This window comes from Catellatospora paridis (assembly GCF_009720365.1).
Classification (GTDB): domain Bacteria; phylum Actinomycetota; class Actinomycetes; order Mycobacteriales; family Micromonosporaceae; genus Catellatospora; species Catellatospora paridis.
Genome location: NZ_ML769319.1, coordinates 64,011 through 87,741 on the forward strand (window position 1 = coordinate 64,011; position 23,731 = coordinate 87,741).

Sequence of the window (23,731 nt, forward strand, 5' to 3'; positions counted from 1 at the left end):
GATTAGATATCCAGGAAACGGACATCCTTCGCATTGCGCTGGATGAACGAGCGGCGTGCCTCAACGTCCTCGCCCATCAGCACGCTGAAGAGTTCGTCTGCGGTTGCCGCGTCGTCCAAGGTCACCTGACGAAGTGTCCGGGTGCCCGGGTTCATCGTGGTCTCCCACAGCTCCGGGTAGTTCATCTCGCCCAGACCCTTGAACCGCTGGATGTCGTCCGGCTTGGCGTTCGGCTTGGTCTCCTGGCGCAGCCGGATCAGGCCGTCGCGCTCGCGGTCGGAGTACGCGTACTGCGCGTCGTCGCCCTTCTTGTTCCACTTGATCTTGAACAGCGGCGGCGACGCGAGGTACACGTGCCCCAGCTCGACCAGCGGCCGCATGAAGCGGAACAGCAGCGTCAGCAGCAGCGTCTGGATGTGCTGGCCGTCGACGTCGGCGTCGGCCATCAGCACGACCTTGTGGTACCGCAGCTTCTCGATGTCGAAGTCGTCGTGGATGCCGGTGCCCAGCGCGGTGATCAGCGCCTGGACCTCGTTGTTGCGCAGCACCTTGTCGATGCGCGCCTTCTCCACGTTCAAGATCTTGCCGCGGATCGGCAGGATCGCCTGCACCCGGGGGTCACGGCCCTGCTTGGCCGAGCCGCCGGCCGAGTCGCCCTCGACGATGAACAGCTCGCACATCTTCGGGTCGGTGGACTGGCAGTCGGCCAGCTTGCCCGGCATCGAGCCGGACTCCAGCAGCGACTTGCGCCGGGCCAGCTTGCGGGCCTGCGCGGCGGCGATGCGGGCCCGGGCAGCCTGCGAGGCCTTCGTGATGATCATCTTGGCTTCGGTGGGGTTGCGCTCCAGCCAGTCCGCCATCCACTCGTTGCAGACCTTCTGCACGAAGCTCTTGACCTCGGTGTTGCCCAGCTTGGTCTTGGTCTGGCCCTCGAACTGCGGGTTGGCCAGCTTCACCGAGATGATCGCGGCGAGACCCTCGCGGATGTCCTCACCGGAGAGCTTCTCGTCGCCCTTGAGGATCTTCTTGTCGGCGCCGTACTTGTTGACGATGGTCGTCAGCGCCGCCCGGAAGCCCTCCTCGTGCGTGCCGCCCTCGTGCGTGTTGATCGTGTTCGCGAAGGTGTAGACCGACTCCCCGTAGGACTCGTTCCACTGCATCGCGATCTCGAGCGACATGTTCTCGCCGTCGGCGCCGAACTCGACCACCGACTTGTGGATCGGGCTCTTGGTGTTGTTCAGGTGCCGCACGAAGTCGGCGATGCCGCCCTTGTAGCAGAAGGTCACCTCGCGGACCTCGGCGTCCTCGCCCTCGGTGGCCAGCGCGCGCTCGTCGCGCAGCGCGATGGTCAGGCCCCGGTTGAGGAACGCCATCTCCTGCACTCGGCGGTAGATCGTCTCGAAGTTGAATTCGACCGTCTCGAAGATCTTCGGGTCCGGCCAGAAGGTGGTGGTCGTGCCGGTGCGGTTGGTCGGCTCGCCCTTCTCCAGCGGGCCGGGCTTGGAGTGGTCGTAGCGCTGGCGCCAGACGAACCCGTCCTTGTGGATCTCCAGGTCGATGCGCGTCGACAGGGCGTTCACCACGGAGATGCCGACGCCGTGCAGACCGCCGGAGACCGCGTACGCCTTGCCGTCGAACTTGCCGCCCGCGTGCAGCACGGTCATCACGACCTCGACGGTCGGCCGCTTCTCCACGGGGTGGATGTCGACCGGGATGCCTCGGCCGTTGTCGGCGACCCGCACCCCGCCGTCGGCCGTCAGCGTGATGGAGATGAGGTCGCATACCCCCGCGAGCGCCTCGTCGACGGAGTTGTCGACCACCTCCCACACGAGGTGGTGCAGGCCCCGCTCACCGGTGGAGCCGATGTACATACCGGGACGCTTGCGAACCGCGTCCAGGCCCTCCAGAACGGTGATCGACGATGCGTTGTAGTCGCTGTTCTGCTGCTTCGGCGTTGCCACTCTCAATCCCTCCTCCGCCGCCCGAGGCGACGGGGACGACAACCAGTCCTGCCTACCGCGTCCGCATACCCACGCACCCGGGACAGGCTTCGCCGGGATCGGCATACGCGGGACGGGGGTGACACACGGCGCAACACAGGGCGGACCTGCGGTGTGCGGGACAACCCACCGGTGTCGCGTACACGGTCCACCCAGTGTTCTGCTCTCGCCCTCGATCCTACTGTGTTGCGCTGACATCTGCCGCACGCGGCACCCACAGAACGTCGTTTCGAGGCCCTGGCTGCCCCGTAGCCGCCCGAAAGCCTCCGGTCGCAACTCCCCCCACGCACACGATGCTCCTGAGGGCCGGTGGCGAGCGGGCCCAGAAGCACCGGTTCAGAGGGTCGCGCAATGTCCCCGGTATGCCGTAAGTTGCGCACGGCCTGGAACTCAAGCGCTCGAGAGGCTGACATGGGTCTGGACAACGTCGCGGTGCAGTGGCCGGCCACCGGCCGCTTCTACGACCCGGTGGCGCCCGCGGAATTCGTCGACTTCGCCGACCTGGCCGAACAGCCGAGCACCGCCGCCCCCACCGCTGCCCTGGCAGGTCACATCGCCCGCACCGGCACGGTCCGCGCGACGGCGTACACCGAGGTCGTCGACCTGCTGCTCGGGCTCAAGGGCGTGCTCTACGCCACCGAGGCCGCCGAGGAGGACGAGGACCCGGTCATCGACCCCGACGGCTGCGCCTGGATCGCCGGTGGCCTGGAGAAGTTCGTCGCGGGGCACGCGCCGCACGGCGACGCCGTCACGTTCGACAGCGTCGCCGCGGTGCTTCGTGCCGCACTGACCGATTCCCGACTCCCCGAGCAGCAGCTGCGGTGGCTCGAGCAGCGCCTCGACTCGCTGCGCGAGGAGACCGACGGCGACCCGCAGTGGAGCTTCCCGCTGTCGGAGTTCGCCGTGCTGGCCCAGTTCTACCGCCGCTGCGCCGACCGCGGGTTCGCCGTCTACGCCGAGTCCTGACCGTCCGGGCCGGCCTCGTCGCGTCGCTCGGTCACGGGTCCGGGCTCCGCCTGCCCGGCACTGGCTGGAGGCTGCGACGCCGACCTGCGACGCAGCACCCACCAGAGCCCCAGCCCGGCGAGCAGCACCACCGCGCCGCCACCGAGCAGCGCGGTGACCGGCACGTCGCCCTCCAGCTCCACGTCGGGAGCCGCGCCGAGCAGCTGATTGCCGGAGCACAGACTGGTCTGGCCGTCCCGGCTGTAGATCAGGTAGCGGTTGCCCTCGACGAAGTCGAAGCCGCAGCTCGGGCCCTCGATCGCGGTCTGCACGTCGACGTGGCCTGCCGCGCTCCCCTTGCGCACCTGCTCCACGGTGAGCCGGGCCGTCATCAGGTCGCCGCTCGACATGCTGAACGCGGGCCGGTCGATGTCGACGACCACCCCGACGAACACCAGGTCGGCCCAGGCCGCGTTCTCCACCGGGTCGGGCTCGGCACAGCTGCACGCGCACGCCGCCCCCGCCGGTCCGACCACCAGCACCGAGGTCAGCACCATCAGTGCCGCGAGATGTCCCCACAGTCTCCGCATGGCCCTCAGATGCCCCACCCGCCACCCCGGTTCCAAAGATCCACCCGCCCACCGCCGACCGGCGCAACGCCGGCCGGGTGGTGGTCGCTGTTTGTGGTCCGGATGTGCGGTCTGACCTCAGCTCTCGACCGGAAGCAGCGATCATCGCCTTCCTTCGGCCAGGGCGGCCGCGCGGCGGGGGTGGGTCAGCCGTAGGTGTCGCCGGGGCCGGTGCCGCGGACGCGTTTGCGGCCGTGGGTCCAGGAGGGTGCGGCGGGGCCGTGGATGTGGAGTTTGGTGACGACGTTGTTGCCTACGGTGCCGGCGATGCGGGTGAGGATGGTGCGGGCGAGCAGGCGCAGCTGGGTCGCCCAGGCCGTGGACTCGGCCTCGACGGTCAGTTCGCCGTTCTCCAGCTTCACCGGGCGGCTGTGTGCGGCTATGTCCGGGCCGACGCACTTCTCCCACTCGCCGAACACGGTCGCCTCGGCCGTCGGGCGCTGCCAGCCGCGCGCCTTCATCAGGCGGGACAGCACATCGCCGAGCTTGGCCGGGTCGCGTGGGTCGGGCCCGGGGCCGGAGTAGCCGCGCGGCCGGTAGCGGGCGGGGCTGTCGCCCTTGGCCCGGGCATCCGCCGCGGCCTGGTGGCGTGCCGCGCGCTTCTTGAGCGCCGCGTCCAGCGCGGCCCGCGCCAGCTCCGGGCCGTTCTGCTCCGCGGGGGGTACGGCATCAGCCACGGCTCACCTCTCCGGGTGTCACGAAGTACCGTGCGCCCCGCAGTGCGGCGGGCACGTCGGCCTCCACCGCACACGTGATGATCACTTGGGCGGCGTCGCCGATGAGCTGGGCCAGCCGCTCGCGCCGGCCGGTGTCCAGCTCGGCGAAAACGTCGTCGAGGACCAGCACCGGCTCGATGCCGTCCGCCCGCAGCAGGCTGTAGCCGGCCAACCGGAGCGCGAGCGCGTACGACCACGACTCGCCATGGCTGGCATAGCCCTTCACGGGCAGGTCGCCGAGCCGCAGCACCAGGTCGTCGCGGTGCGGCCCGGCCAGCGTGGTGCCCCGGGCGATCTCGTCGGCGCGCACCTCGGCCAGCGCGGCCAGCATCGCCTCCGGCGTCGGCTCGGGCACCGAGGCGCGGTATTCCGCGACAGCTTTGCCCATCCCGGCGCTGACCTGCTGGTAGGCGTCCTCAAGAAAGGGCGCGAGCTGTTCGACGAGGGCGAGCCGGGCGCGCAGCAGTTGCGCCCCGTGCTCGGCGAGGTGGGTGTCCCACACTTCGAGGGTGCTCAGGTCGCCACCGCGCGCCCCGCCGACCTTCCGGCTGAGGTACGCGGTGCGCAGCAGGGCGTTGCGCTGCTTGAGCACCCGGTCGTAGTCGGCCCGCACCGCGGCGAACCGGGGCTGCCGGGCCGTGAGCAGGTCGTCGAGGTAGCGCCGCCGCTGGTCGGGATCGCCCCGGACCAGGGAGAGGTCCTCGGGGGCGAACAGCACCAGCCGCAGCGCGCCGAGGATGTCGCGCGGACGGCGGGCCGGGGACCGGCCGAGCCGGGCCCGGTTGGCCTTGCCCGGCACGATCTCCAACTCGACCAGCAGCTCGCGGCGCTCGTGCACGATCGCGCAGCGGATCACGCCGGTACTCGCGCCGACCCGCACCAGCGGGGCGTCGGTGGAGACCCGGTGGCTGGCCAGCGTGGCGACGTAGCCCAGCGCCTCGACCAGGTTGGTCTTGCCCACCCCGTTCGGGCCGATCAGCACGTTCGGCCCCGGCTCGAGGTCGACGCCCACCCGTGGGTACGAGCGGACGTCGACGAGTTCGAGCCTTCTGACGTACAACTCAGCCGGCCTGCTGCACGGCGTGGCCACCGAACTGGTTGCGCAGTGCGGCGATCGCCTTCATGGCCGGGGAGTCGTCCTGGCGGGACTCGAAGCGGGCGAACAGCGCCGCGGCGATGACGTGCATCGGCACGGCGAGGCGGATGGCCTCCTCGACGGTCCAGCGGCCCTCGCCGGTGTCGTCGGCGTAGCCCTTCAGCTTCTCCAGGTGCGCGTCGTCGGTGAGCGCGAGGTCCATCAGGTCGAGCAGCCAGGACCGGATGACCGTGCCCTCCCGCCACGACCGGAACACGCCCGGCACGTTGGTGACCAGCTCGGAGGCCTCCAGCAGCTCGAAGCCCTCGGCATAGGCGTGCATCAGCCCGTACTCGATGCCGTTGTGCACCATCTTGGCGTAGTGGCCGGCGCCGACCGGGCCGGCGTGCACGAATCCGAACTCGCCGGCCGGCTTGAGCGTGTCGAAGACCGGCATCATCCGGGCGACGTTCTCGTCGGAACCGCCGACCATCAGGCCGTAGCCGTTCTCCTTGCCCCAGACGCCGCCGGACACGCCGACGTCCATGTAGCCGATGCCCCGCGTGCTCAGCCGGCCGGCGCGCGGGCCGTCCGAGGAGAAGCGCGAGTTCCCGCCGTCGATGATCAGGTCACCGGGGCTGAGCAGCGGGGCCAGCTCGTCGATGGTGGCCTCGGTGACGCCGGCGGGCACCATGACCCACACCGCGCGCGGGGCCGCCAGCTTGGCGACGAGGTCGGCCAGGTTCTCGGCGTCGGACAGCGCCGGGTTGCGGTCGTATCCGACGACGTCGTGACCCGCCTCGCGCAGGCGGTCACGCATGTTGCCGCCCATCTTGCCGAGTCCGACCAGACCGAGCTGCATGTCTTCCCCCTTGGTGCGTTGGAGCCTGGCCGCTGTGTCAGCGGCCCACCCTGATCGGCATGATCAGGTAGCGGAACCCGGGGATCGCCGCACCGTCGGCGTCGGCGGGGGTGATCACCGCGGGCTTGAACGGGTCGTTGAACGAGAACACCGCGGTCGGCGCGCCGAGCGCGGCGAGGCCCTCGATGAGGTACTGCGGGTTGAAGGCGATCGTCATCGACTCACCGGTGAAGGTGGCGTCCATCGCCTCGCTCGCCCGTGCCTCTTCGGTGCCGCCGGCCTCGACCACGAGACCATCCTCGCTGAAGCTCAACCGCACCGGCGTCGCTTTCTCGGCCACCAGCGAGACGCGCTTGACGACCTCGACCAGAGCCGACACGGCGACCCGGGCCTCGGAGGCGTAACTGGGCGCGAACAGCGAGCGCACCGGCGGGTACGACTGGCCGTCGAGCAGGCGGCTGGTGGTCCGGCGGGAGCCGCCGACCTTCGAGCCGCCCAGGAAGCCGATCATGCCCTCGCCCGCGCCGCCACTGGCCAGCGCGATGGTGACATCGCCACCGGAGGGGCCGAGCGTCTTGGCGGTGTCGGCCAGGGTGCGCGCCGGGACGAGCGCGTTGACGCTGATCTCCGGGTCGTCCGGCGTCCAGGAGATCTCCCGGATGGCCAGCCGGTAGCGGTCGGTGGCAAGCAGGGCCAGGGTGTCCCCGGACAGCTCCAGCCGCACGCCCGTCATCATCGGCAGCGTCTCGTCGCGCCCGGCCGCGATGGCGACCTGGGACACCGCCGAGGCGAACACCGCGGCGTCGACGCGGCCCGCGCTGGCGGGCAGCTCCGGCAGGGTCGGGTAGTCCTCGACCGGCATCGTCGGCAGGGTGAACCGGGCGCTGCCGCAGACCAGCTCCAGGTGCGCGCCGACGGCGGCGATCTCCACCGGCTTGGCCGGCAGGGCCTTGGTGATCTCGGCGAGCAGGCGGCCGGAGACCAGGGTCGCGCCGTCCGCGTCGGCCTGCACCTCCACGTCGACCTGGTTGGAAACCTCGTAGTCGAAGCCGGAGACGTGCAGGCGGCCGTCGGCGACCCGCAGCATCACGCCCGCGAGGACCGGCACCGAGGGCCGGCTCGGAAGGCTCTTGGCGGTCCAGGCCACGGCGTCGGCGAGCGCGTCACGCTCTACCCGAAACTTCATCTTCAGCCCTCCTGTGGTCACGTCGATGCTGCCAAGCTGACCACTGAAACCTTAGGACCTCCGAGCGATCTCCCCTCGGCGACCCCTGTGGATCGGCGGCGGCCGAGCATCCACAACTTCCCGAACCCCGATGATTTCTTGATTTCTCTCTTAGAGATAACTCCCGTCTTCATCATCGGTGCTGTGGAAACTGTGGATTAACGCCGTTACCCCTGGTCAGCACGCATGCAGGGCTGTGGAGGAGCGGTGGACGGGCGGTGGATAACCGGCCGAGTTCTCCACAGGCGCGGCTTCGTCCACCGGTTGTCCACCGGCGTCCACAGGTTATCCACCGGCAATCCCCAGTGGTTCTCCCCAAACTGTGGACACAGGCCATCCACGTTCTCCACAGCGATATCCACCGATCATGGCCCGCTGTCCACGGATCAAGGGCTCCGTCCACACCGGCGTCCACACTCTTTCCACAGCAAGATTTTTAGCGGAATCTCTGTCCACATCCGTCCACAGCGGATCCACAGGCAATCCACCGGGTTATCCACCGAGTTATCCACGATCACTGTGGACAACGGGCAACCTTTCCCCTCCGTGGACGACTTACTGGGGGCGTACCCGGCACGGAACACCCCCTACCCACAAGGCGGATCACGATGGACGCATCGCGCGCCGAAGAGTTCGAGGCGTTCGTCCGGGGGCGGACACCGGCGCTGCTGCGAGCGGCGTATCTGCTCACCGGTGATCAGCATCTGGCCGAGGATCTCGTCAACGACGCCCTGATCCGTACCCACCAGGTGTGGCACCGGCTGCGCGACGGCAGCCCGGAGGCGTACACCCGCAAGATCATGTATCACCTGCAGATCTCGTGGTGGCGTCGCCGCAAGCGCTCCCCGGAGCGGCTGACCGACCTGCCGCCCGAGCCCGGTGCGGGCCTGCGTCACGCCGTCGACGAGCAGGCGCGGGCGGTCACCCGGCTCGCGCTGCAGGACGCGCTCGGCCACCTCGGCGCCCGCCAGCGTGCCGTGCTCGTACTGCGCTACTTCGAGGATCTGCCCGAGTCGGAGGTCGCCGAGCTGCTCGGCGTGACGGTCGGCACGGTCAAGTCGCAGTCGGCCAAGGCCCTGGCGAGGCTGCGCACCCTCGCGCCGCACCTGCTCGACTCCCCGACCAGCGACAGGAAGCTGCGATGAACGACTTCTTCCGCGCCGGGCTCACCGACCTCGCGGCACAGGTCGAGCCCGTCGACCTCTATCCCCGGGTGCTGATCACGTCCCGCCGCCGGGCCCGGCGCAGAACGGCCGCGGCACTCGTCGCCGTCGCGGTGCTGTCCGGCGGCACGGTCACCGCGACGCTGGCGTACACCGGACGGTCGACGAGTCCCCCGGTGGTCACGTCCTCCCCGTCCGGGACCGCTGCGCCGTCCCCTTCCGCGGCCAGGTCCGGGCCTGCGGTAGACGTGCGCAACGCCTCGTTCGAGGTGCCGGAGCTGGTGCTGTGCGCAACGGGCCGGCGGACCTTCGTCGACGGCGCGGAGCAGGACCCTCCTTATAACCGGCTGACCGTCTCCGAGCTGTCCCCGCCGATGCGCGCGAACCTCGACGGCGTGCCCGGCGACGAGCTGGTCGTGCTGGTCAGCTGCCGGATCGACGGGATCTTCACCCGCGAGCAGCTGCTGGCGCTGACCGTCGCCGACGGCACGCCCCGCCCGGTCGGGTTCGTGCTCGACCCGGCGACCTTCGGGTTCGGGCCGTGGATCGACCCTGCGCAGGTGTCGGTGCGCGGGGACGTGGTCACGGTGCGGATCGAGGGTCGCGGCAACGACGACGGGGCCGAGCGCATCGAGCCCCAGGAGCGCGGGTTCGCGTACCGCGACGGGGCCTTCGTCCAGATCGACGGGCCGACGGGGCGGCCGTCGCCGCTGCCGCGCTAGATCTGCTTGATCCGGTTGGTGAGTTCGGCGATCTGGTTGTAGAGGGATCGCCGCTCGGCCATCTGCTGCCGGATCTTGCGGTCGGCGTGCATGACCGTGGTGTGGTCGCGCCCGCCGAACGCCTGCCCGATCCGGGGCAGCGAGAGGTCGGTCAGCTCGCGGCACAGATACATGGCCACCTGCCGCGCGTTGACCAGCACCCGCGAGCGCGAGTGGCCGCGCAGGTCCTCCAGGCTGACGCCGAAGTACTCCGAGGTCGACAGCATGATCTGGTCGGCGGTGATCTCCGGCGCCGCGTCGTCGGGGATGAAGTCGCGCAGCACCTCCTCCGCGAGCGACAGCTTGACCTGCTCGCGGCTGAGGTTGGCGTACGCCGTGACGCGGATCAGCGCGCCCTCGAGCTCGCGGATCGAGTTCGACACCCGGGAGGCGATGAACTCCAGCACGTCGGCCGGCGCGTGCAGGCGCTCCTGGGCGGCCTTCTTCTGCAGGATCGCGATGCGGGTCTCCAGGTCCGGCGGCTGGATGTCGGCCAGCAGGCCCCACTCGAACCGGGTGCGCAGCCGGTCCTCCAGCGTCGACAGCGCCTTGGGCGAGCGGTCGGACGTGATGACGATCTGCTTGTTCGCGTTGTGCAGGGTGTTGAAGGTGTGGAAGAACTCCTCCTGGGTCCGGTCGCGCTTCTCCAGGAACTGGATGTCGTCGATCAGGAGGATGTCCACGTCGCGGTAGCGGCGCTGGAACGCGCTGGCCTTGTCGTCGCGGATCGAGTTGATGAAGTCGTTGGTGAACTCCTCGGTCGACACGTACCGGACGCTGCGGGCGTGCCCGAGCTCCTGGGCGTAGTGGCCGATCGCGTGAAGCAGGTGGGTCTTGCCCAGCCCCGAGCCGCCGTAGATGAACAGCGGGTTGTACGCCTTCGCCGGGGACTCTGCGACCGCCACCGACGCGGCGTGCGCGAAGCGGTTGGAGGAACCGATGACGAAGGTCTCGAAGCGGTACTTCGGGTTCAGCCTGTTGCCGCCGGCGTCGTTCGCGGCCGAGCCGGGCGTGGCACCGGGGCGGCGCTCCCGCTCCTCGCGGACCGCCGCGAGCGGGTGCGGCACGGCGCGGCTGTCCATCGGGCCGGTGCCTCGGCCCGGGCCGGAGTCGGACGGTCCGTCGCGGTGGTCGGGGGCGCGCAGCACGGCGGCGCGCACCGGGGCGACCTCGGGGTGCCGCGGCACGGGGACGGCGAACAGCGCGTCCTCACCGTCGGCGGCGGGCGCCACGACGGGGTGCTCGGCGGGCGGCGGGGTGTAGACGGGGGCGGTGTAGGCCACCGGGGTGTAGTCGGGCACCGGCGGAGGCGGCGGCGTCGGGCGGGCCGCGGACTCGTCCGGGGGCCGCACCTTCACGGCCACCTGGACCGGCCGACCCATGATCCGGGACAGCGTGTCGGTGATGGCGGTGCGCAGCTTCGTCTCGATGATGTCGCGGATGAACGCGTCCGGCACGCTCAGCAGCACGAGGTCGTCGACCACCGCGAGGGCCTGGGTGAGCCGCAGGTACGCGCGGTGCTGCGCCGAGACGATCTCGTCAGCGAGCTCGTCGGTGGCAGCCAGCCACACGGCATTGAGGTCGCTCACCTGTCAGCCTCGTTCATGCGCTCGACCCTTCGATTCCGTGTAGCGGGGCTCGGTTAAGCACCGGCTGCCCGTCAGCTCCCGCACGACGGCTCCGATCAATGACGGTGTAATCACGGTCCGTGGTTTTCCCCCGGGTTATCCCCCGAATCAACGAGGTTCTCCACAAGTTATCCACAGGCTGTGTGTCGATCGGTATCCGGGGTCCGGCTGGTGTGGGTCGCCCTATCCGGCGCACGAGCGCCTGCAACACGGCCCACCGTGCCGAACGAGCCACCTTATTGCCCGGTTTTGCGGTAATCGCCACAATTAATGGCCAGCCCCGTCAGATGGGCACTCCGGCACGCTAACAGGGTTATCCACAGGCGTCCACCTGTTGTCCACAGCTTCACTCTCGGTGAGTGTTGATAACGACACTGTCGGTTGCTGTCGAGCGCTCGCTGTTGACACGATGAGTGAGCTGCGAAGAGTTCTTGGCGGACATCGACGTCACGTGTACCCTGGAGCGGTTGCTCCATCACCCTCTGCTAGGGTGTCGGTTGCGGCGTCCGCCCTGACTCAGACAAGATCGAGATTTCTCGTCCCGATCCTGCCGTCAACCGGGCGGTGCATCCGCGAGAAGCTAGAACATCCCCGCTCAAGGGCGGGGCGATCCCCAGGAGACCTGACGTGAGCAAGCGCACGTACCAGCCGAACAACCGTCGGCGCGCGAAGACCCACGGCTTCCGGCTGCGTATGCGCACCCGCGCCGGGCGCGCGGTGCTGTCGTCGCGCCGGGGCAAGGGCCGCGCCCGCCTGGCGGTCTGAGACCCCGGACGGGCCTCGGATGCTGCCAGCTGCGCACAGGTTGAGGCGAAGCGCTGACTTCGCCGCCGCCGTGCGGGCCGGCCGCCGAGCCGGTCGTGGCGCCGTGGTGGTGCACCTGACGGTGCCCGCAACGGCAACCGAACATGAGACGGCGTGGCAGGGAGACGATCCCGGCCACGCCGTTGTCGTGCCCGGGCAGCTCTCACAGACGGGATTCGTGGTCTCCAAGGCGGTGGGGAACGCGGTGACCCGCAACACGGTGAAGCGGCGCCTGCGTCATCTGGCGGCCGACCGGTTGGGGCGATTGCCCGCCGGAGCCACCGTGGTGGTGCGCGCGCTGCCGCAGGCGGCGTCCGCCTCGTACGAACAACTGGGCCGGGACCTTGACGCCGCGCTCGCCGCGGCGCTCAAGCGAGACCCCGGCCAGGCCTCGCGCCGCAGGTCAACCGGGGGTAAGCCATGACGCAGCCGTCGCGACCCACGACACTCGCCGGGCGCGTGCTGGCCCTACCCATCATCGCGTACCGTCGTTGGGTGAGTCCGGGCCTGCCGGCCCGTTGCCGGTTCTACCCGTCTTGCAGCGCTTACGCGCTGGAGGCGATAGCGCTCCACGGCGCGCTGCGGGGGTTCTGGCTGACGGTCAAGCGGCTCGGCCGCTGCCATCCCTTTCACCCGGGCGGATATGACCCAGTGCCACCCAACAACCGCCGCAGTACTGATGTGACTGGAGCAACACCCTCATGATGGACTGGATCTACACGATCGTCTCGAAGGTCCTGCTGCTATGGCACAGCCTCTTCGACAAGCTCTTCGGCGACGGCACCTGGCTCGCCACCAACTGGGACTGGGTCCTGGCGATCGTCTTCCTGGTGCTGACCGTCCGTGTGATCCTGTTCCCGCTGTTCATCAAGCAGATCCGGTCGCAGCGCGCGATGCAGACCCTCCAGCCCCAGCTCAAGGCGCTGCAGGAGAAGCACAAGGGCGACAAGGAGACGCTCCAGCGCGAGATGATGGAGCTCTACCGCCGGGAGAAGGCCAACCCGCTGATGGGCTGCCTTCCGCTGCTGATCCAGATGCCGATCTTCTTCGGCGTCTTCCACGTGATCAAGCGCCTCGGCACGGGCACCAGCGACGAGACCCTCTACGGGTGGACCGCGGCGCAGTTCCAGAGCGGCATGGCCGCCGATCTGTTCGGCGTGTCCATCGGCGGGACCTTCCGTGACGGCGGCACCGCCGCGGTGCTCTGCGGCATCCTCGGCATCGTCATGATCATCACGACCTACATGACCAGCCGCCAGATGATCCTGAAGACCGGCTGGTCCGAGGACCCCACCCAGAAGATGATGCAGAAGCTGATGCTGTACGGCATCCCGGCGACGCTGATCATCTCCGCCGTGGCCTTCCCGCTGGGTCTGATCATCTACTGGACCACGACGAACCTCTTCACGCTCGGCCAGCAGATGTGGGTGCTGAAGAAGTACCCGCCGCCGAAGATGGGCAGCAAGCCGGAGCCGAAGGTCGTCGACCCGGAGGTCGCCAAGGCGCTCGCGCCGAAGGTGGGCGCCAAGCCGACCACCGCCGCCAAGCGCAAGACGGTGAAGAAGAACGTCGGCTGAGCCGAGCCAGGGTCCGCCTGCCCACCCCCTGCGGCGACCCGCCGGCTGACTGCCACCCCCACACAGACCTGCTCGTGATCCCCGCGTCGTGAGGCGCGGGGCCGATCACGGGGTTTTGATCGGACCGAACACCCGGAGAAGAACGTGACCGACCAGACTGAGCTGGACGACGTGGCAGTCGAAGACCTCGCCGAGGCCGAGGACGGCGCGGCCGAGACCGAGGAGGGCGCCGACGAGGCCGCCACTCCCAAGCGCAAGGCCACCAGCGACGCCGACCTGTTCCGCCAGAGCGAGATCGCGGCGGACTACATCGAGGGCCTGCTGGACATCCTGGACGCCGATGGCGACATCGACGAGCTGGTCTCCGCCGGCCGCCCGGTGGTCGAGGTGGTCGGCAGCCGCCTGCAGTCCCTCGTCGGCCCGCGCGGGGCGACTCTGGAGGCCCTGCAGGAGCTGACCCGCCTGGCGATCTTCAAGCAGACCGGCGAGCCGAGCCGGCTGCTGCTGGACGTCGGCGGCTACCGCGACCAGCGCCGCAAGGAGCTGGGCGCGCTGGCCAAGAACGCGGTGGAGAAGGTCAAGCAGCACGGCGAGGCCGTCAAGCTGGAGCCGATGTCCGCCTTCGAGCGCAAGTGCGTGCACGACGTGGTCAACGCCTCGGCGGGGGTGCAGAGCGAGTCCGAGGGCGTCGAGCCCAACCGCCGGATCGTGGTACGTCCGGCGTGAGTTCCGACGACGTGACGGAGCCGGTCATCCCCGACGGGGTGGCCGGCTCCGTGCTCTCCCCCGAACTTCGTCCGGCCGCCGAGGCACTGTTCGGCGACCGGCTCGACACCGCCACGCGCTACGTCGAACTACTGGCCACCGACGGCGTGGTGCGCGGCCTGATCGGCCCGCGCGAGGCCCCGCGGCTGTGGGACCGGCACCTGCTGAACTGCGCCGCCGTGGCCGAGCTGATTTCCCCGTCCGCCACGGTCGTCGACGTGGGCTCCGGAGCCGGTCTGCCCGGTATCGTGCTCGCAGTGGCTAGACCGGATATTTCGGTCATTCTGGTTGAACCACTGGCACGTCGGACCGCCTTTCTCGAAGAGGCGGTGGCGGCTCTCGGCCTGACCGGCCAGGTCACCGTGGTACGCGGCCGCGCGGAGGAGCAGATCGGCCAGCTCAGCGCGGACGTGGTCACCGCTCGCGCGGTGGCGCCGCTGGACCGGCTGGCGGGCTGGTGTCTGCCGCTGGCCTCGCTGGGAGGCCGCCTGCTGGCGCTCAAGGGGATGTCCGCCGCCGACGAGATCGTGGAGCACGGCGAAGCCGTCGCCCGGCTCGGCGGCGGAACGGCCGTGATCCACCAGTGCGGCGTCGGGCTGATCGATCCGCCGACCACCGTGGTGGAGATCGTCCGGGAGCGCGAAGTCGTGCCGAAGACTGCCAAGCCGTCCCGGCGGGCAGGGCGCGGAGGACGCCGGCGCTGAGCGTGCGCCCTCCGCTCACGGAGAGGGCGCACGACGATGGGTGTCCTACAAACCGACGGTGCCGGTGCGTCCGCCTCGGCCGACCTGCCGCGCCCCCGTACCTATGCCGGTGCGTTTCCCGGTGCGGGCGCGGCCATCCGCTCACCACTGTCCGGCGCGGTGCTCGCCACCGGTGCGCCGCCCGCCAGGCGGGTCATGCGTACCGCCCCCGTAGCTCCGGTGGCGGGCGGCTGGCCCGGTGTTTCCGATGCTCGGCGACAACTCGGATGCCGCATGTCACTGGTGCCGGGATTTTTGGTGTATGTCCAGCCAGAAGGCGGTCACGCGCGTGCCCAAGTGGAGGACTGTGGTAGCTTCCGTCGCCCGACCGCCGTAGGCTGGCCGCGCGTCGATAATGTGGACCCGACTGTCGCGGGTGCGGTCGTTGCACCGCCGGCAGAGACGCCAGCGCGCGCCGGACCGGCCGGCGCAGCCATCCGATCCGATGCGGGCAGGGATGACACGGTGCAGGAATACGGCATGAGCCTCCCCCAGGGCTCTTACGGCGTTGTTTCACGTGAAACATCAACCCCGGCGCAGCGAGGCGCCGCCAACCCGGGCTCCGGTATGAGGCCTACCGTCGCGAACACGTATACGTCCAGCGCGGCAGGTCCGACATCGGTGCCCAGTGGTCCGGCGAGTCCTGATGCGACCGGTTTCCGCGCGACGGCCTCGGTGCCGCCACCGGGGAGCAGTGTGCCGCCCGCGGAGTTCTCATCGGCTCCGCACGGCGCCACCGGCTACGTGCCGGTGTCGGCTCCCCCGGCCAACCGGCCGCCGTCGCCCCGCCCTCAACCCAGTTCTACGCATGTCGCGGGTGAGGATCAGAGTGCGACCGCGTACGGTGCTTCTGACGCGAACACGACAGCGTCCGGTAGTTCGGAGGACCCACCGTTGGCCATGGAAGCGATGCGCGCCGTACAGATCCTGAACCCGAGCGGCGAGGTGACTATGCCTCGCCCGACCCGGCAGCGTGTCATGTGCGTCGCCAACCAGAAGGGCGGCGTGGGTAAGACCACCACGACCGTGAACCTTGCGGTGGCCCTGGCCCTGCACGGCAACCGCGTCCTGGTGGTCGACCTCGACCCGCAGGGCAACGCCTCGACCGGACTCAACGTGCCGCACCACGCGGGCGTGCCGGACGTCTACGACTGTCTGATCGACCAGGTGCCGATGGAGGAGGTGGCGCAGGCGGTCGAGGGCATCCCGAACCTCTACTGCGTGCCGGCCACCATCGACCTCGCCGGTGCCGAGATCGAGCTCGTCTCCGTGGTCGCCCGCGAGTCGCGGCTCGGCCGCGCGATTCAGGGCTTCCCGATGGAGTTCGACTACGTCTTCATCGACTGTCCCCCGTCGCTGGGCCTGCTCACGGTCAACGCGCTGTGCGCCGCCCAGGAGGTGCTCATCCCGATCCAGTGCGAGTACTACGCACTGGAGGGCCTCAACCAGCTCCTGAACAACATCAACCTGGTGAAGGCCCACCTCAACCCGAACCTGGACGTGTCCACGATCCTGCTGACCATGTACGACCGCCGCACCCGCCTCGCGGACGCGGTCGAGCAGGACGTGCGCAACCACTTCGGCCCGAAGGTGCTGACTTCGGTCATCCCCCGCAACGTGCGCGTCTCCGAGGCGCCCAGCTACGGCCAGTCGGTCATGACTTATGATCCCGGTTCGCGCGGAGCCACCAGCTACTTCGAGGCCGCGCAGGAGATCGCCGAGCGCGGCGCGAAGATCGGAGTTGCGGCATGACCACGCGGAACAGCATCGGTGCGGAAGGCGAGGGGCCGGTATGACCCCGCCCCCCGTTCGTAAGGGAGGCCTCGGCCGTGGTCTCGGCGCGCTGATCCCGACGACCCCGATCGCACCGGCGGCCCCTGTGGCGGCCCCAGTGCCGGCGCAGGCCGCTCCGGTCGAGGTCATGCCGGTCTCCGCTCCCCCGGCCACCACGGCCCCTGTGGAGGCCCCGCAGGCGCCTCAGGCCGTGGAGATGCCTCCCCCGGCGCAAGTCTCGGACCTGGCACCCGTGCCCGGCGCGCGTTTCGCGGAGATCCCGGTCGGCTCGATCGTGCCCAACGCGAAGCAGCCGCGGCAGATCTTCGACGACGAGATGCTCGACGAACTGAAGATCTCCATCCAGGAGGTCGGCTTCCTGCAGCCGATCGTCGTTCGCGAACTCGGGCAGGACAAGTACGAACTGGTCATGGGCGAGCGGCGCTGGCGTGCCGCCCAGGCCGTCGGCAAGGAGATGATCCCGGCGATCATCCGGGACACCCGCGACGACGCCATGCTGCGCGACGCGCTGCTGGAGAACATCCACCGGGCCCAGCTGAATCCGCTGGAAGAGGCTGCGGCATACCAGCAGTTGCTGGAGGAGTTCGGTGCCACGCATGATGAACTGGCCAAGAAGATCGGCCGCAGCCGGCCGCAGATCTCCAACACCATCCGCCTGCTGAACCTGCCCCCGCAGGTGCAGAAGCGGGTGGCCGCGGGCGTCCTCTCCGCGGGCCACGCGCGGGCACTACTCAGCCTCGACCAGGCCGACGCCCAGGACAAGCTGGCGACCCGCATCGTCGCCGAAGGCCTTTCGGTGCGGGCGACCGAGGAGCTGGTGACTCTCGCCAACGCCGAGGATGACGCGAAGCAGCCCGCTGCCAAGCGGCGCGCCAAGCCACACGCCCCCGCGCTGGTCGATCTGGCCGATCGGCTGTCGGACCGGTTCGACACCAAGGTGAAGGTCGACATCGGGCGGAGCAAGGGCAAGATCACGATAGAGTTCGCGACGGTAGACGACCTGGAGCGGATTGTCGGGATCATCGGCGTGGAGCAGCAAGAATAGACTAGGTTGATGAAGCGGGCCATCCTTGACGGGTGGCCCGCTTTTCTGTTTCCGGGCCTTCCTCGACCTGCAACGCCTGACGATGATGCGCGTTCCCTCTGCGACATCGCTGGTGAGGCATCGGTGGCCGCGACGGCTCTGGACAAGGGCGCCGTCTACCGCGGCACCGCAGCACCGTCTCGGTCCCTGGGGTCGGATTGAGGGTGGCGGGTCGAAGGATCCGATGGTCGTGCTGGCCGGGTAGGCCAGCTGGTGGGGCCGGCTGTGTGTCGGTCGGTGCCCGCTCATGGGAACCAGGTCCGACTCCAGTCGCGGGCCTGTCCGGCTTCCTCAGCGGATCTGAGTGCCGCTGGCGTCGGCCGTCTGCCGTCGACTGACAGTCCGAGCCGTCGGGTTCACGCGGCCCGACCTTGCAGGGGTCTGGTGGAAGTCTGGTCTTGGGCTGGCCACCGAATGCGCTCGAAGCCTGACGAGGTCGGTCGGGTGGAGGGCCCGGATGGATGGCGACCGCCGGCACCAGGCCACGTATGGCGACTGGCTCTGGTTTGACCGGGGTCGGCCGGTCGATCGTCACCGCGGGCGGCTGACGCCTGATCGGCGACCTTCCGATGCTTGGATCTCGGCACGCTCTCGGTGCCCTGCCGGCGATCGCCTCCGTCGCCTGAGCGCGGCCGCCCTGGATGGGCGTCACCGTGGCAGCGCGACCGTGACCGCTGGGGGAGCTACTGGGCCGGTACCTGGCGAACGCGTTGCCACGCCGGGTAGACCGGGCTGATGCCCACTCGGCCGTGCCAGTGAGCTGTTAGGAGGGCTGCGTCCGGGACCTACGAAGCCGAGGATGCCGTTCCGTCGGTCTCTGATCCGGTGCAGCCCTCAATCCTGTGTGGCCCCGGTCGGGTGTGGCCCCGGTCGGGCGTGCCGTCGGGTCGGCCCGATCGGGTATCCCCCCGGCTGGCCCGACGTGGCCCGGTCGGCGTGCTTCGGACCCGACGCGGGCCCCCAGGTGCGCACTGGGGCCGTCGGCTTAGAGGCCGTCCTGTGCACGGTTCGCGCCCCGGGCGAGGCGGCATGCGGTCTTCGGCAGAACGAGCCTGTCCCGATCATCCTCGTGCGTGCGCGTTCCAAGGTTGCCGTCTTCTTCCCGCTTGACCGAGAGGCCACCCACTCCCGCCGCGACATTGGGTTAAGAGGTGCCGCTCTTGCTGTTCCCGTTGGTGGCGTGCTGAGCGCAGTCAGGGTCCTCATGCGGCCCGCGTTCCCCGACAACCGGGCGGACAGGCGTGAGGGACGCCCGCAGCTGAGTCAGGGCGGCTCGCCACTAGGCCCTGGTTGGTGGCAGGCGGACCGGAGTTCCAAGCCCGCCGTCGGTTGAGGTACGCACTCCTGTCCCCAGCGGCCAACTCCAGGAGCCCCTCCTCAGACGAGTGCACATGGTGGAGCCGGGCATCCGCTGACCGTCAGGTGCGCGGGAAGGTCAGTCGTTGCGGCCGGGGTGAGCATGCGCGGTCCACGGGCTTGCCTTGGCGTTGGACCGGTGCCGGGTGAGAGCGTGGACTGGCCCCCAGGCGGGCAGGTGGACTTTCTATTGCCACCGGAGGTGAACGTCCACCCGGAGCGAGGTGAACCTCCCTACCGCCTTGCGGCTGACCACATCTCCGGAACCACGGAGCGCCGTCAGGTCCTGCTGAGCGGAAGAGTGGGTGGCTCGGGAGCGGCAGCCGAGAACGGTGGAAGCCAGTGCTGGCGGCGAAACAGAGGATGTGATGTTTCACGTGAAACCGAGAGATCGTCTCCGGTGCGGAGGTCGAGGCGACTTCGCGGTGGAGACCAGTTGACGTCGTGGCGCATGAGCGCATGGGCACTATGCCAAACGTTGCGCGCCCGTGTGACTGGCTGGGGGCTCAGGCTGGCGAGGACCGTGTATTTCGGTTCCGTCGGCGTTCGAACGCGGTTGCTTCGAAGGCGATCGGCCACGTCGGCATTTGGCCCTTGGGCCGACATCGTTGGGAGGGTGAACCTGCCTGGCGACGATGGTCAGTCGGAGTCTTCGGCATGGACCCATGCTGTACGCCGGGCGTGCGCCGGCTCCGAGCGCCCGGACTGTTCCGCCGTTCGGGTGGGAGTCCAGACGACCGGGGATGCCTGGGCGGCAGATGTGCGGACGCTGTCCGGGGGTGCGCGTTCGTCCCGCTGAGAGATCCGACCTGACTCGGCCGCGAGTGCCGGTGTCCTGGTGCCAACCAGGTGGCGTGCTGCCGGAGGCACTAACCTCCTTCGGCAACGAGCGCCGCAAGGAGCACACGAGTACTGCTGGCGTACTCCCCCAGTCCAGGGCCTCGCCTGCTGAGTGCCGAGTCCCGTGATGTTCGGCAGCCGTGGTCTTCATGCGCAGAACAACGCGAGCCAGGAGTGGACGGCGAGGACGGTTGGCGGGCGCTCCGGGAATCCCGCATCGCGTGGTGCCCGTGAGGTCCGGTCGCGATCTCTTGGTTTCACGTGAAACCTCGATCCCGGCCGGTTCACGCGACGGTGCCATCGCCAAGTGACGCCGAGGCAGCGAGAGCTGTTCGGCATCAGGGTGCCGTGCCGCTCCACCGCGTAGTGCCCTCCCCCGCGCGGAGGCGACGATCTGCCGTCACCATGAGTGCCCGTCGGTGGCCCCCGAGCCGACCGGCTGCGGTTCTCGAATGTTCCTGCAGTCGAGAGCGGCCGCGGCCCGGCGCCAGATCGCAACCAGCTGTCGGTGAGGGGAAACAGTGCCGCTGTCTTGGCGTGAGGTCGGGCCCTCTTGGGAGCCATCGGGTGGACACCTCGTCGGCCTGATGCGCCGCCACGTCTCTGTCTCGCCTGGTCGCGCCAGGCCCGTCAGCGCACCCGTCTGACAGGCAGTGGGTCGACGGCGTCTAGCGGGCCGCCAACCTGACGTGAGTGGGCACCACGCCACATCGGCGAGGCGTAGGTCGTGAGCGCTTACGACCTACCGTGAGGTTTGCGCATCTGGAGAACGGGCACTGGAATTGGCGTCGAGGGGTGATGCGTGCTGGCGCTTGGGGCGAGTGCCGCGTCGTCTCGCCTGTGACCCAGGTCGGGCGGAAGCGTGTGGATCCCCGAAGTCGAGTCGGATGGCGCTGGGCGTGGCTGTCGCAGGGAGACGGGTCGTTCAAAGCCAGTGACCGTGTGCGAGACGTTCCCATGGGCAAGAAGGCGCGCACTTGGTCCGGCCTTCTGCTCGACGCCCGGCAGGCACTGGCTGACGGTTACGCCCCGCATCGCATCTCAGGATGGCGTGTTCGATCCTGCCGGCACGCCATCGCGGCGCGCCGACCGATGATTGTGACCGCACGGGACCTGGCACGAGGTGAGCCCCGCAACTGCTTTCATGCAGTCGACTGGTTGGGCCGCCCAACCACTGCAGCGAGGCCGGGGACACGGGTGTCCGTGCCCGGGCACGGCTGGAGTGGCTTCGTCGACCCGGTCCCGGAACACCGGTCGGCTGACCGCTTTCAGTGCTCTGGGGAACGCCAGGGCAGGGGGGACGCTACGAGGACGAGGGCTTGGAAAAAGCGGTCCCGACCGTCGGTCGCTCGGTGTACAAGCCGTTGATTTCGTTCGGCTCGCCAACTCGGGCAGCCGGCGTGAGGCATCGGCGACGGCAGCGCCATGTCGCGGCACGCGTTCCACGCCGCGCATCCGCGAACGGCGGGCGGCCGTTTCGAGTGCCGGGACGATCCAGGACTGCGGCGACGTCTGAAACGAGGCCTCGGCCGGGCTAAGTCCCCCACCGCGTCGGCCGGCCGGCCGGTTACTGGTGGTGCCGTGGGCGGAAGCGGTGCGCTTCTGACGGTCCGTGCCCACAAGCGCCGGAAGGTAGCCGCGGATGCACGCGTACTCGACTGTGGTCAGGTGAACCTAGCGGCTTCGGTGACCAGTTGCTGGCGCGCACGGCCGGCGTGGCACCGGCGATGCAGATGGTTTTGAGAAGTCGAGGGACCACGGGTGTGGGTACTCCAGGGAAACTGGCGACCGCGACCGCGTCGACGCGAGTGTCCCCCATGATGCTGTTCCGTCCGTTAAGCGAATCGAATTCCTTCTCCAGGCACCAGGTCCGCGAACCAGCAGGGCACCGGAATACGTGCCCGCTACGACGTGGCCCGGACCGCGGGCTGGTGTGCTCGCGTGGTTGCCGTGCGCAGGCCCAGTTGGCGAGTTCGGATGCATGGGGGTTCGTGCTGGAGGGGTTCCACGTAAGCGAGCGCCTTCGCGTGGGACCGATGGACTCCGGAAGGAGGGCGGGGCACCCGGCCCTGATCGAGCTGGCTACCCCGGTGCGGTGGTTCGAGTATTCCGCGGCGCGGCGCCGGCGCGTGCGCTGTTTCACGTGAAACACGATGATCGCATTTGTGGCCCGGACGTTCTGCTAATCGGCACCGCCGGTTCGCGCGAAGGGCTGTTGCAGATCGCTCCCGCCTCCGGCCAGAACGGAATACGGCGCGCAACGAGACGAGGGGCTTTGAGCGGGGCTGCGCCATCGAGGCGTTGGACCGGGCCGCGGCCCCGACGTTCCCAACCGCGACTGAAGTCCACGGCATGTTGCCCTGGGCGCGTGGACCGCGTGGGGCGACACTTGCTGGAAGCGGCTGGGCAACTCGCGGGATGGCCGGTGAGCGCTCGATTAGCCCGAGACCGTTGGGCCGGGCTGGGTGTCCGTGACATCGCTCGGACGGTTTCGGCGCACCTCCGATCCCGAGCGGACCCGTCAACTGCGTGCCGTCATGTGGTTGTCGGCTCCGGTTGGCGTCGGCATGATTACCCGCCCTTCGACCGCGCCGTGTCGTCGACCGAGGAAGCGAGACGCTGGCGCTGGAGCACCGTTGAGGCGGCCGCGCGTGGGTCGGCCGGTGTCCGTAGCCCTGAGAACGGAGCCTTGGTGCCAGACGGGTGGCATTGTCGGTATGCGCGGGCAGAGAAAACCCGGCCTTGCGTCGTGCACACCGTACGCGTCCGAATGGAGTGCCACGGAACTGCGGCGGATCGAGACGCGGGCACCGGGTTTCGCTTCATGGACAAGCCTGTTGCTGCGCGCCGGCCTGCGATGGGTCACGCGAACACGCCCAACATCGAGGTGCAGGGCAAGGTGTCGTGTGCGCCGGCTGTCCAACAGTTAAGTGGATCCCGGTCGGCAGGTTGCTTGTGCCTACCGGCCCAGTCTCGGCCACGCGGTCTGCGTCAGCGAGGGTAGACGAGCCTGGAGGAGGTCCGTAGCGAAACGGCACACGATCGCATGCGACGACCTGCTGGACGCGCCGGTCTGCGCGACGGCGCTATCTGATGTCCGCCTACGTGGCAAACCGAACTGGCGTGCGATGCGGACGTGATGGTCGGCTCGTTTCCCCGATCAGTGCGGTTGACGGGTGTCGTCAGATTCCGAGCGACGCGTCGGCGGGTGAGTCTTCCAGGTGCTGGACAGCCCTGCGTCATGCCTCAGCCGGGTTCGACTGTGTCGACTTTGGCGGTTCGGGTTCAGGCCCCTCCGGTTGCCATAGTCGGTCGAGGGCTTCCCCGCCGCGGCGTCGATTGACCATTCCTGGCTCGGCGGTACCTTCATGCGCCGATCGTTCGTCATGAGGCGAGGCAGACTCTGACCGGGCCGAGTGCTCGGCGGCATGCTCAGGACAGCGACCCTCGCTAACCAGAGCGTCAGCTCGTGGTTTCACGTGAAACCACGAGCACCGATTGTGCGCCAGGCGACGGTGGCCGCCAGGTCTCGGGCGACGACGGATCCCCTGATCCCCCACTGCCGGAGCGCGGGCACGACATGGTGCCGCGACCGGACCAACAGTGTCTGCTGCCGTCCTCACTCGTTGAGTCACGCCCGACGCCCGACGCCCGACGCCCGACGCCCGACGCCCGACGCCCGACGCCCGACGCCCGACGCCCGACGCCCGACGCCCGACGCCCGACGCCCGACGCCCGACGCCCGACGCCCGACGCCCGACGCC

18 protein-coding genes and 1 pseudogene are annotated in these 23,731 nt (G+C 69.3%); 12 read left to right on the top strand and 7 right to left on the bottom strand.

What is annotated here, in order from left to right:
- Nucleotides 1–2: 2 nt before the first annotated feature.
- Nucleotides 3–1,961: a DNA topoisomerase (ATP-hydrolyzing) subunit B gene (gyrB, locus tag F9C41_RS21555; protein WP_230689844.1), complete on the bottom strand. Its 1,959-nt coding sequence runs from the start codon at nt 1,959–1,961 to the stop codon at nt 3–5.
- A 450-nt stretch (nt 1,962–2,411) separates the two neighbouring features.
- Here gyrB and F9C41_RS21560 point away from each other — a divergent pair, with 450 nt between their 5' ends.
- A complete protein-coding gene (locus F9C41_RS21560; protein ID WP_155388642.1) occupies nt 2,412–2,966 on the top strand; it encodes a hypothetical protein in 555 nt (184 codons plus the stop codon).
- On the opposite strand, the gene F9C41_RS21565 is transcribed toward F9C41_RS21560, so the two are convergent.
- From F9C41_RS21565 to dnaN, 5 genes are all read right to left on the bottom strand, one after another.
- Complete coding sequence (locus tag F9C41_RS21565; protein ID WP_155388643.1) at nt 2,951–3,535, bottom strand: hypothetical protein; 585 nt, start codon at nt 3,533–3,535, stop codon at nt 2,951–2,953. The two genes, F9C41_RS21560 and F9C41_RS21565, sit on opposite strands and share 16 nt — an antisense overlap.
- A 185-nt stretch (nt 3,536–3,720) precedes the next feature.
- Nucleotides 3,721–4,251: a DciA family protein gene (locus F9C41_RS21570; protein ID WP_155388644.1), complete on the bottom strand. Its 531-nt coding sequence runs from the start codon at nt 4,249–4,251 to the stop codon at nt 3,721–3,723.
- Complete coding sequence (gene recF, locus F9C41_RS21575; protein ID WP_155388645.1) at nt 4,244–5,350, bottom strand: DNA replication/repair protein RecF; 1,107 nt, start codon at nt 5,348–5,350, stop codon at nt 4,244–4,246. The genes F9C41_RS21570 and recF overlap by 8 nt, the downstream gene beginning before the upstream one ends.
- A gap of 1 nt (nt 5,351) precedes the next feature.
- Nucleotides 5,352–6,227, bottom strand: coding sequence for a phosphogluconate dehydrogenase (NAD(+)-dependent, decarboxylating) (gene gnd / locus F9C41_RS21580; RefSeq protein WP_155388646.1), 876 nt, complete (start codon nt 6,225–6,227; stop codon nt 5,352–5,354).
- 37 nt (nt 6,228–6,264) lie between these two features.
- Entirely contained in the window at nt 6,265–7,413 is a 1,149-nt protein-coding gene (dnaN, locus tag F9C41_RS21585) for a DNA polymerase III subunit beta (RefSeq protein WP_155388647.1), read from the bottom strand.
- 647 nt (nt 7,414–8,060) lie between these two features.
- Here dnaN and F9C41_RS21590 point away from each other — a divergent pair.
- Nucleotides 8,061–8,597 carry a SigE family RNA polymerase sigma factor gene (locus tag F9C41_RS21590; RefSeq protein ID WP_155388648.1) on the top strand — a complete coding sequence of 179 codons (537 nt, stop codon included), beginning with the start codon at nt 8,061–8,063 and terminating at the stop codon, nt 8,595–8,597.
- Nucleotides 8,594–9,337 (top strand): hypothetical protein, encoded by a 744-nt coding sequence (locus F9C41_RS21595; protein WP_155388649.1) that lies wholly within the window; start codon nt 8,594–8,596, stop codon nt 9,335–9,337. Before F9C41_RS21590 ends, F9C41_RS21595 begins: the two co-directional genes overlap by 4 nt.
- Here F9C41_RS21595 and dnaA read toward each other — a convergent pair.
- Nucleotides 9,334–10,965 (bottom strand): chromosomal replication initiator protein DnaA, encoded by a 1,632-nt coding sequence (gene dnaA, locus F9C41_RS21600; protein ID WP_155388650.1) that lies wholly within the window; start codon nt 10,963–10,965, stop codon nt 9,334–9,336. The two genes, F9C41_RS21595 and dnaA, sit on opposite strands and share 4 nt — an antisense overlap.
- A 666-nt stretch (nt 10,966–11,631) precedes the next feature.
- Here dnaA and rpmH point away from each other — a divergent pair.
- The 9 genes and pseudogenes from rpmH to F9C41_RS42190 all read left to right on the top strand — a co-directional run.
- Nucleotides 11,632–11,769 (top strand): 50S ribosomal protein L34, encoded by a 138-nt coding sequence (rpmH, locus tag F9C41_RS21605; RefSeq protein WP_120317612.1) that lies wholly within the window; start codon nt 11,632–11,634, stop codon nt 11,767–11,769.
- A 19-nt stretch (nt 11,770–11,788) separates the two neighbouring features.
- On the top strand, nt 11,789–12,232 hold the full coding sequence (rnpA, locus tag F9C41_RS21610; RefSeq protein WP_155388651.1) for a ribonuclease P protein component: 444 nt from the start codon (nt 11,789–11,791) through the stop codon (nt 12,230–12,232).
- The gene (gene yidD, locus F9C41_RS21615; protein ID WP_155388652.1) at nt 12,229–12,513 is read left to right on the top strand and encodes a membrane protein insertion efficiency factor YidD; all 285 of its coding nucleotides are present in this window, start codon (nt 12,229–12,231) and stop codon (nt 12,511–12,513) included. The genes rnpA and yidD overlap by 4 nt, the downstream gene beginning before the upstream one ends.
- Nucleotides 12,510–13,385 (top strand): membrane protein insertase YidC, encoded by an 876-nt coding sequence (gene yidC, locus F9C41_RS21620; RefSeq protein ID WP_407924719.1) that lies wholly within the window; start codon nt 12,510–12,512, stop codon nt 13,383–13,385. Before yidD ends, yidC begins: the two co-directional genes overlap by 4 nt.
- Nucleotides 13,386–13,556: 171 nt before the next feature.
- Nucleotides 13,557–14,111 carry a Jag family protein gene (locus F9C41_RS21625; RefSeq protein WP_407924724.1) on the top strand — a complete coding sequence of 185 codons (555 nt, stop codon included), beginning with the start codon at nt 13,557–13,559 and terminating at the stop codon, nt 14,109–14,111.
- Nucleotides 14,112–14,137: 26 nt separating this feature from the next.
- A complete protein-coding gene (rsmG, locus tag F9C41_RS21630) occupies nt 14,138–14,854 on the top strand; it encodes a 16S rRNA (guanine(527)-N(7))-methyltransferase RsmG (protein WP_196279894.1) in 717 nt (238 codons plus the stop codon).
- 606 nt (nt 14,855–15,460) lie between these two features.
- On the top strand, nt 15,461–16,645 hold the full coding sequence (locus F9C41_RS42045) for a ParA family protein (RefSeq protein WP_407924725.1): 1,185 nt from the start codon (nt 15,461–15,463) through the stop codon (nt 16,643–16,645).
- A gap of 40 nt (nt 16,646–16,685) precedes the next feature.
- On the top strand, nt 16,686–17,732 hold the full coding sequence (locus F9C41_RS21640) for a ParB/RepB/Spo0J family partition protein (RefSeq protein ID WP_155388806.1): 1,047 nt from the start codon (nt 16,686–16,688) through the stop codon (nt 17,730–17,732).
- A gap of 5,880 nt (nt 17,733–23,612) precedes the next feature.
- A pseudogene (locus tag F9C41_RS42190) lies at nt 23,613–23,731 on the top strand (hypothetical protein); the annotation flags it as partial.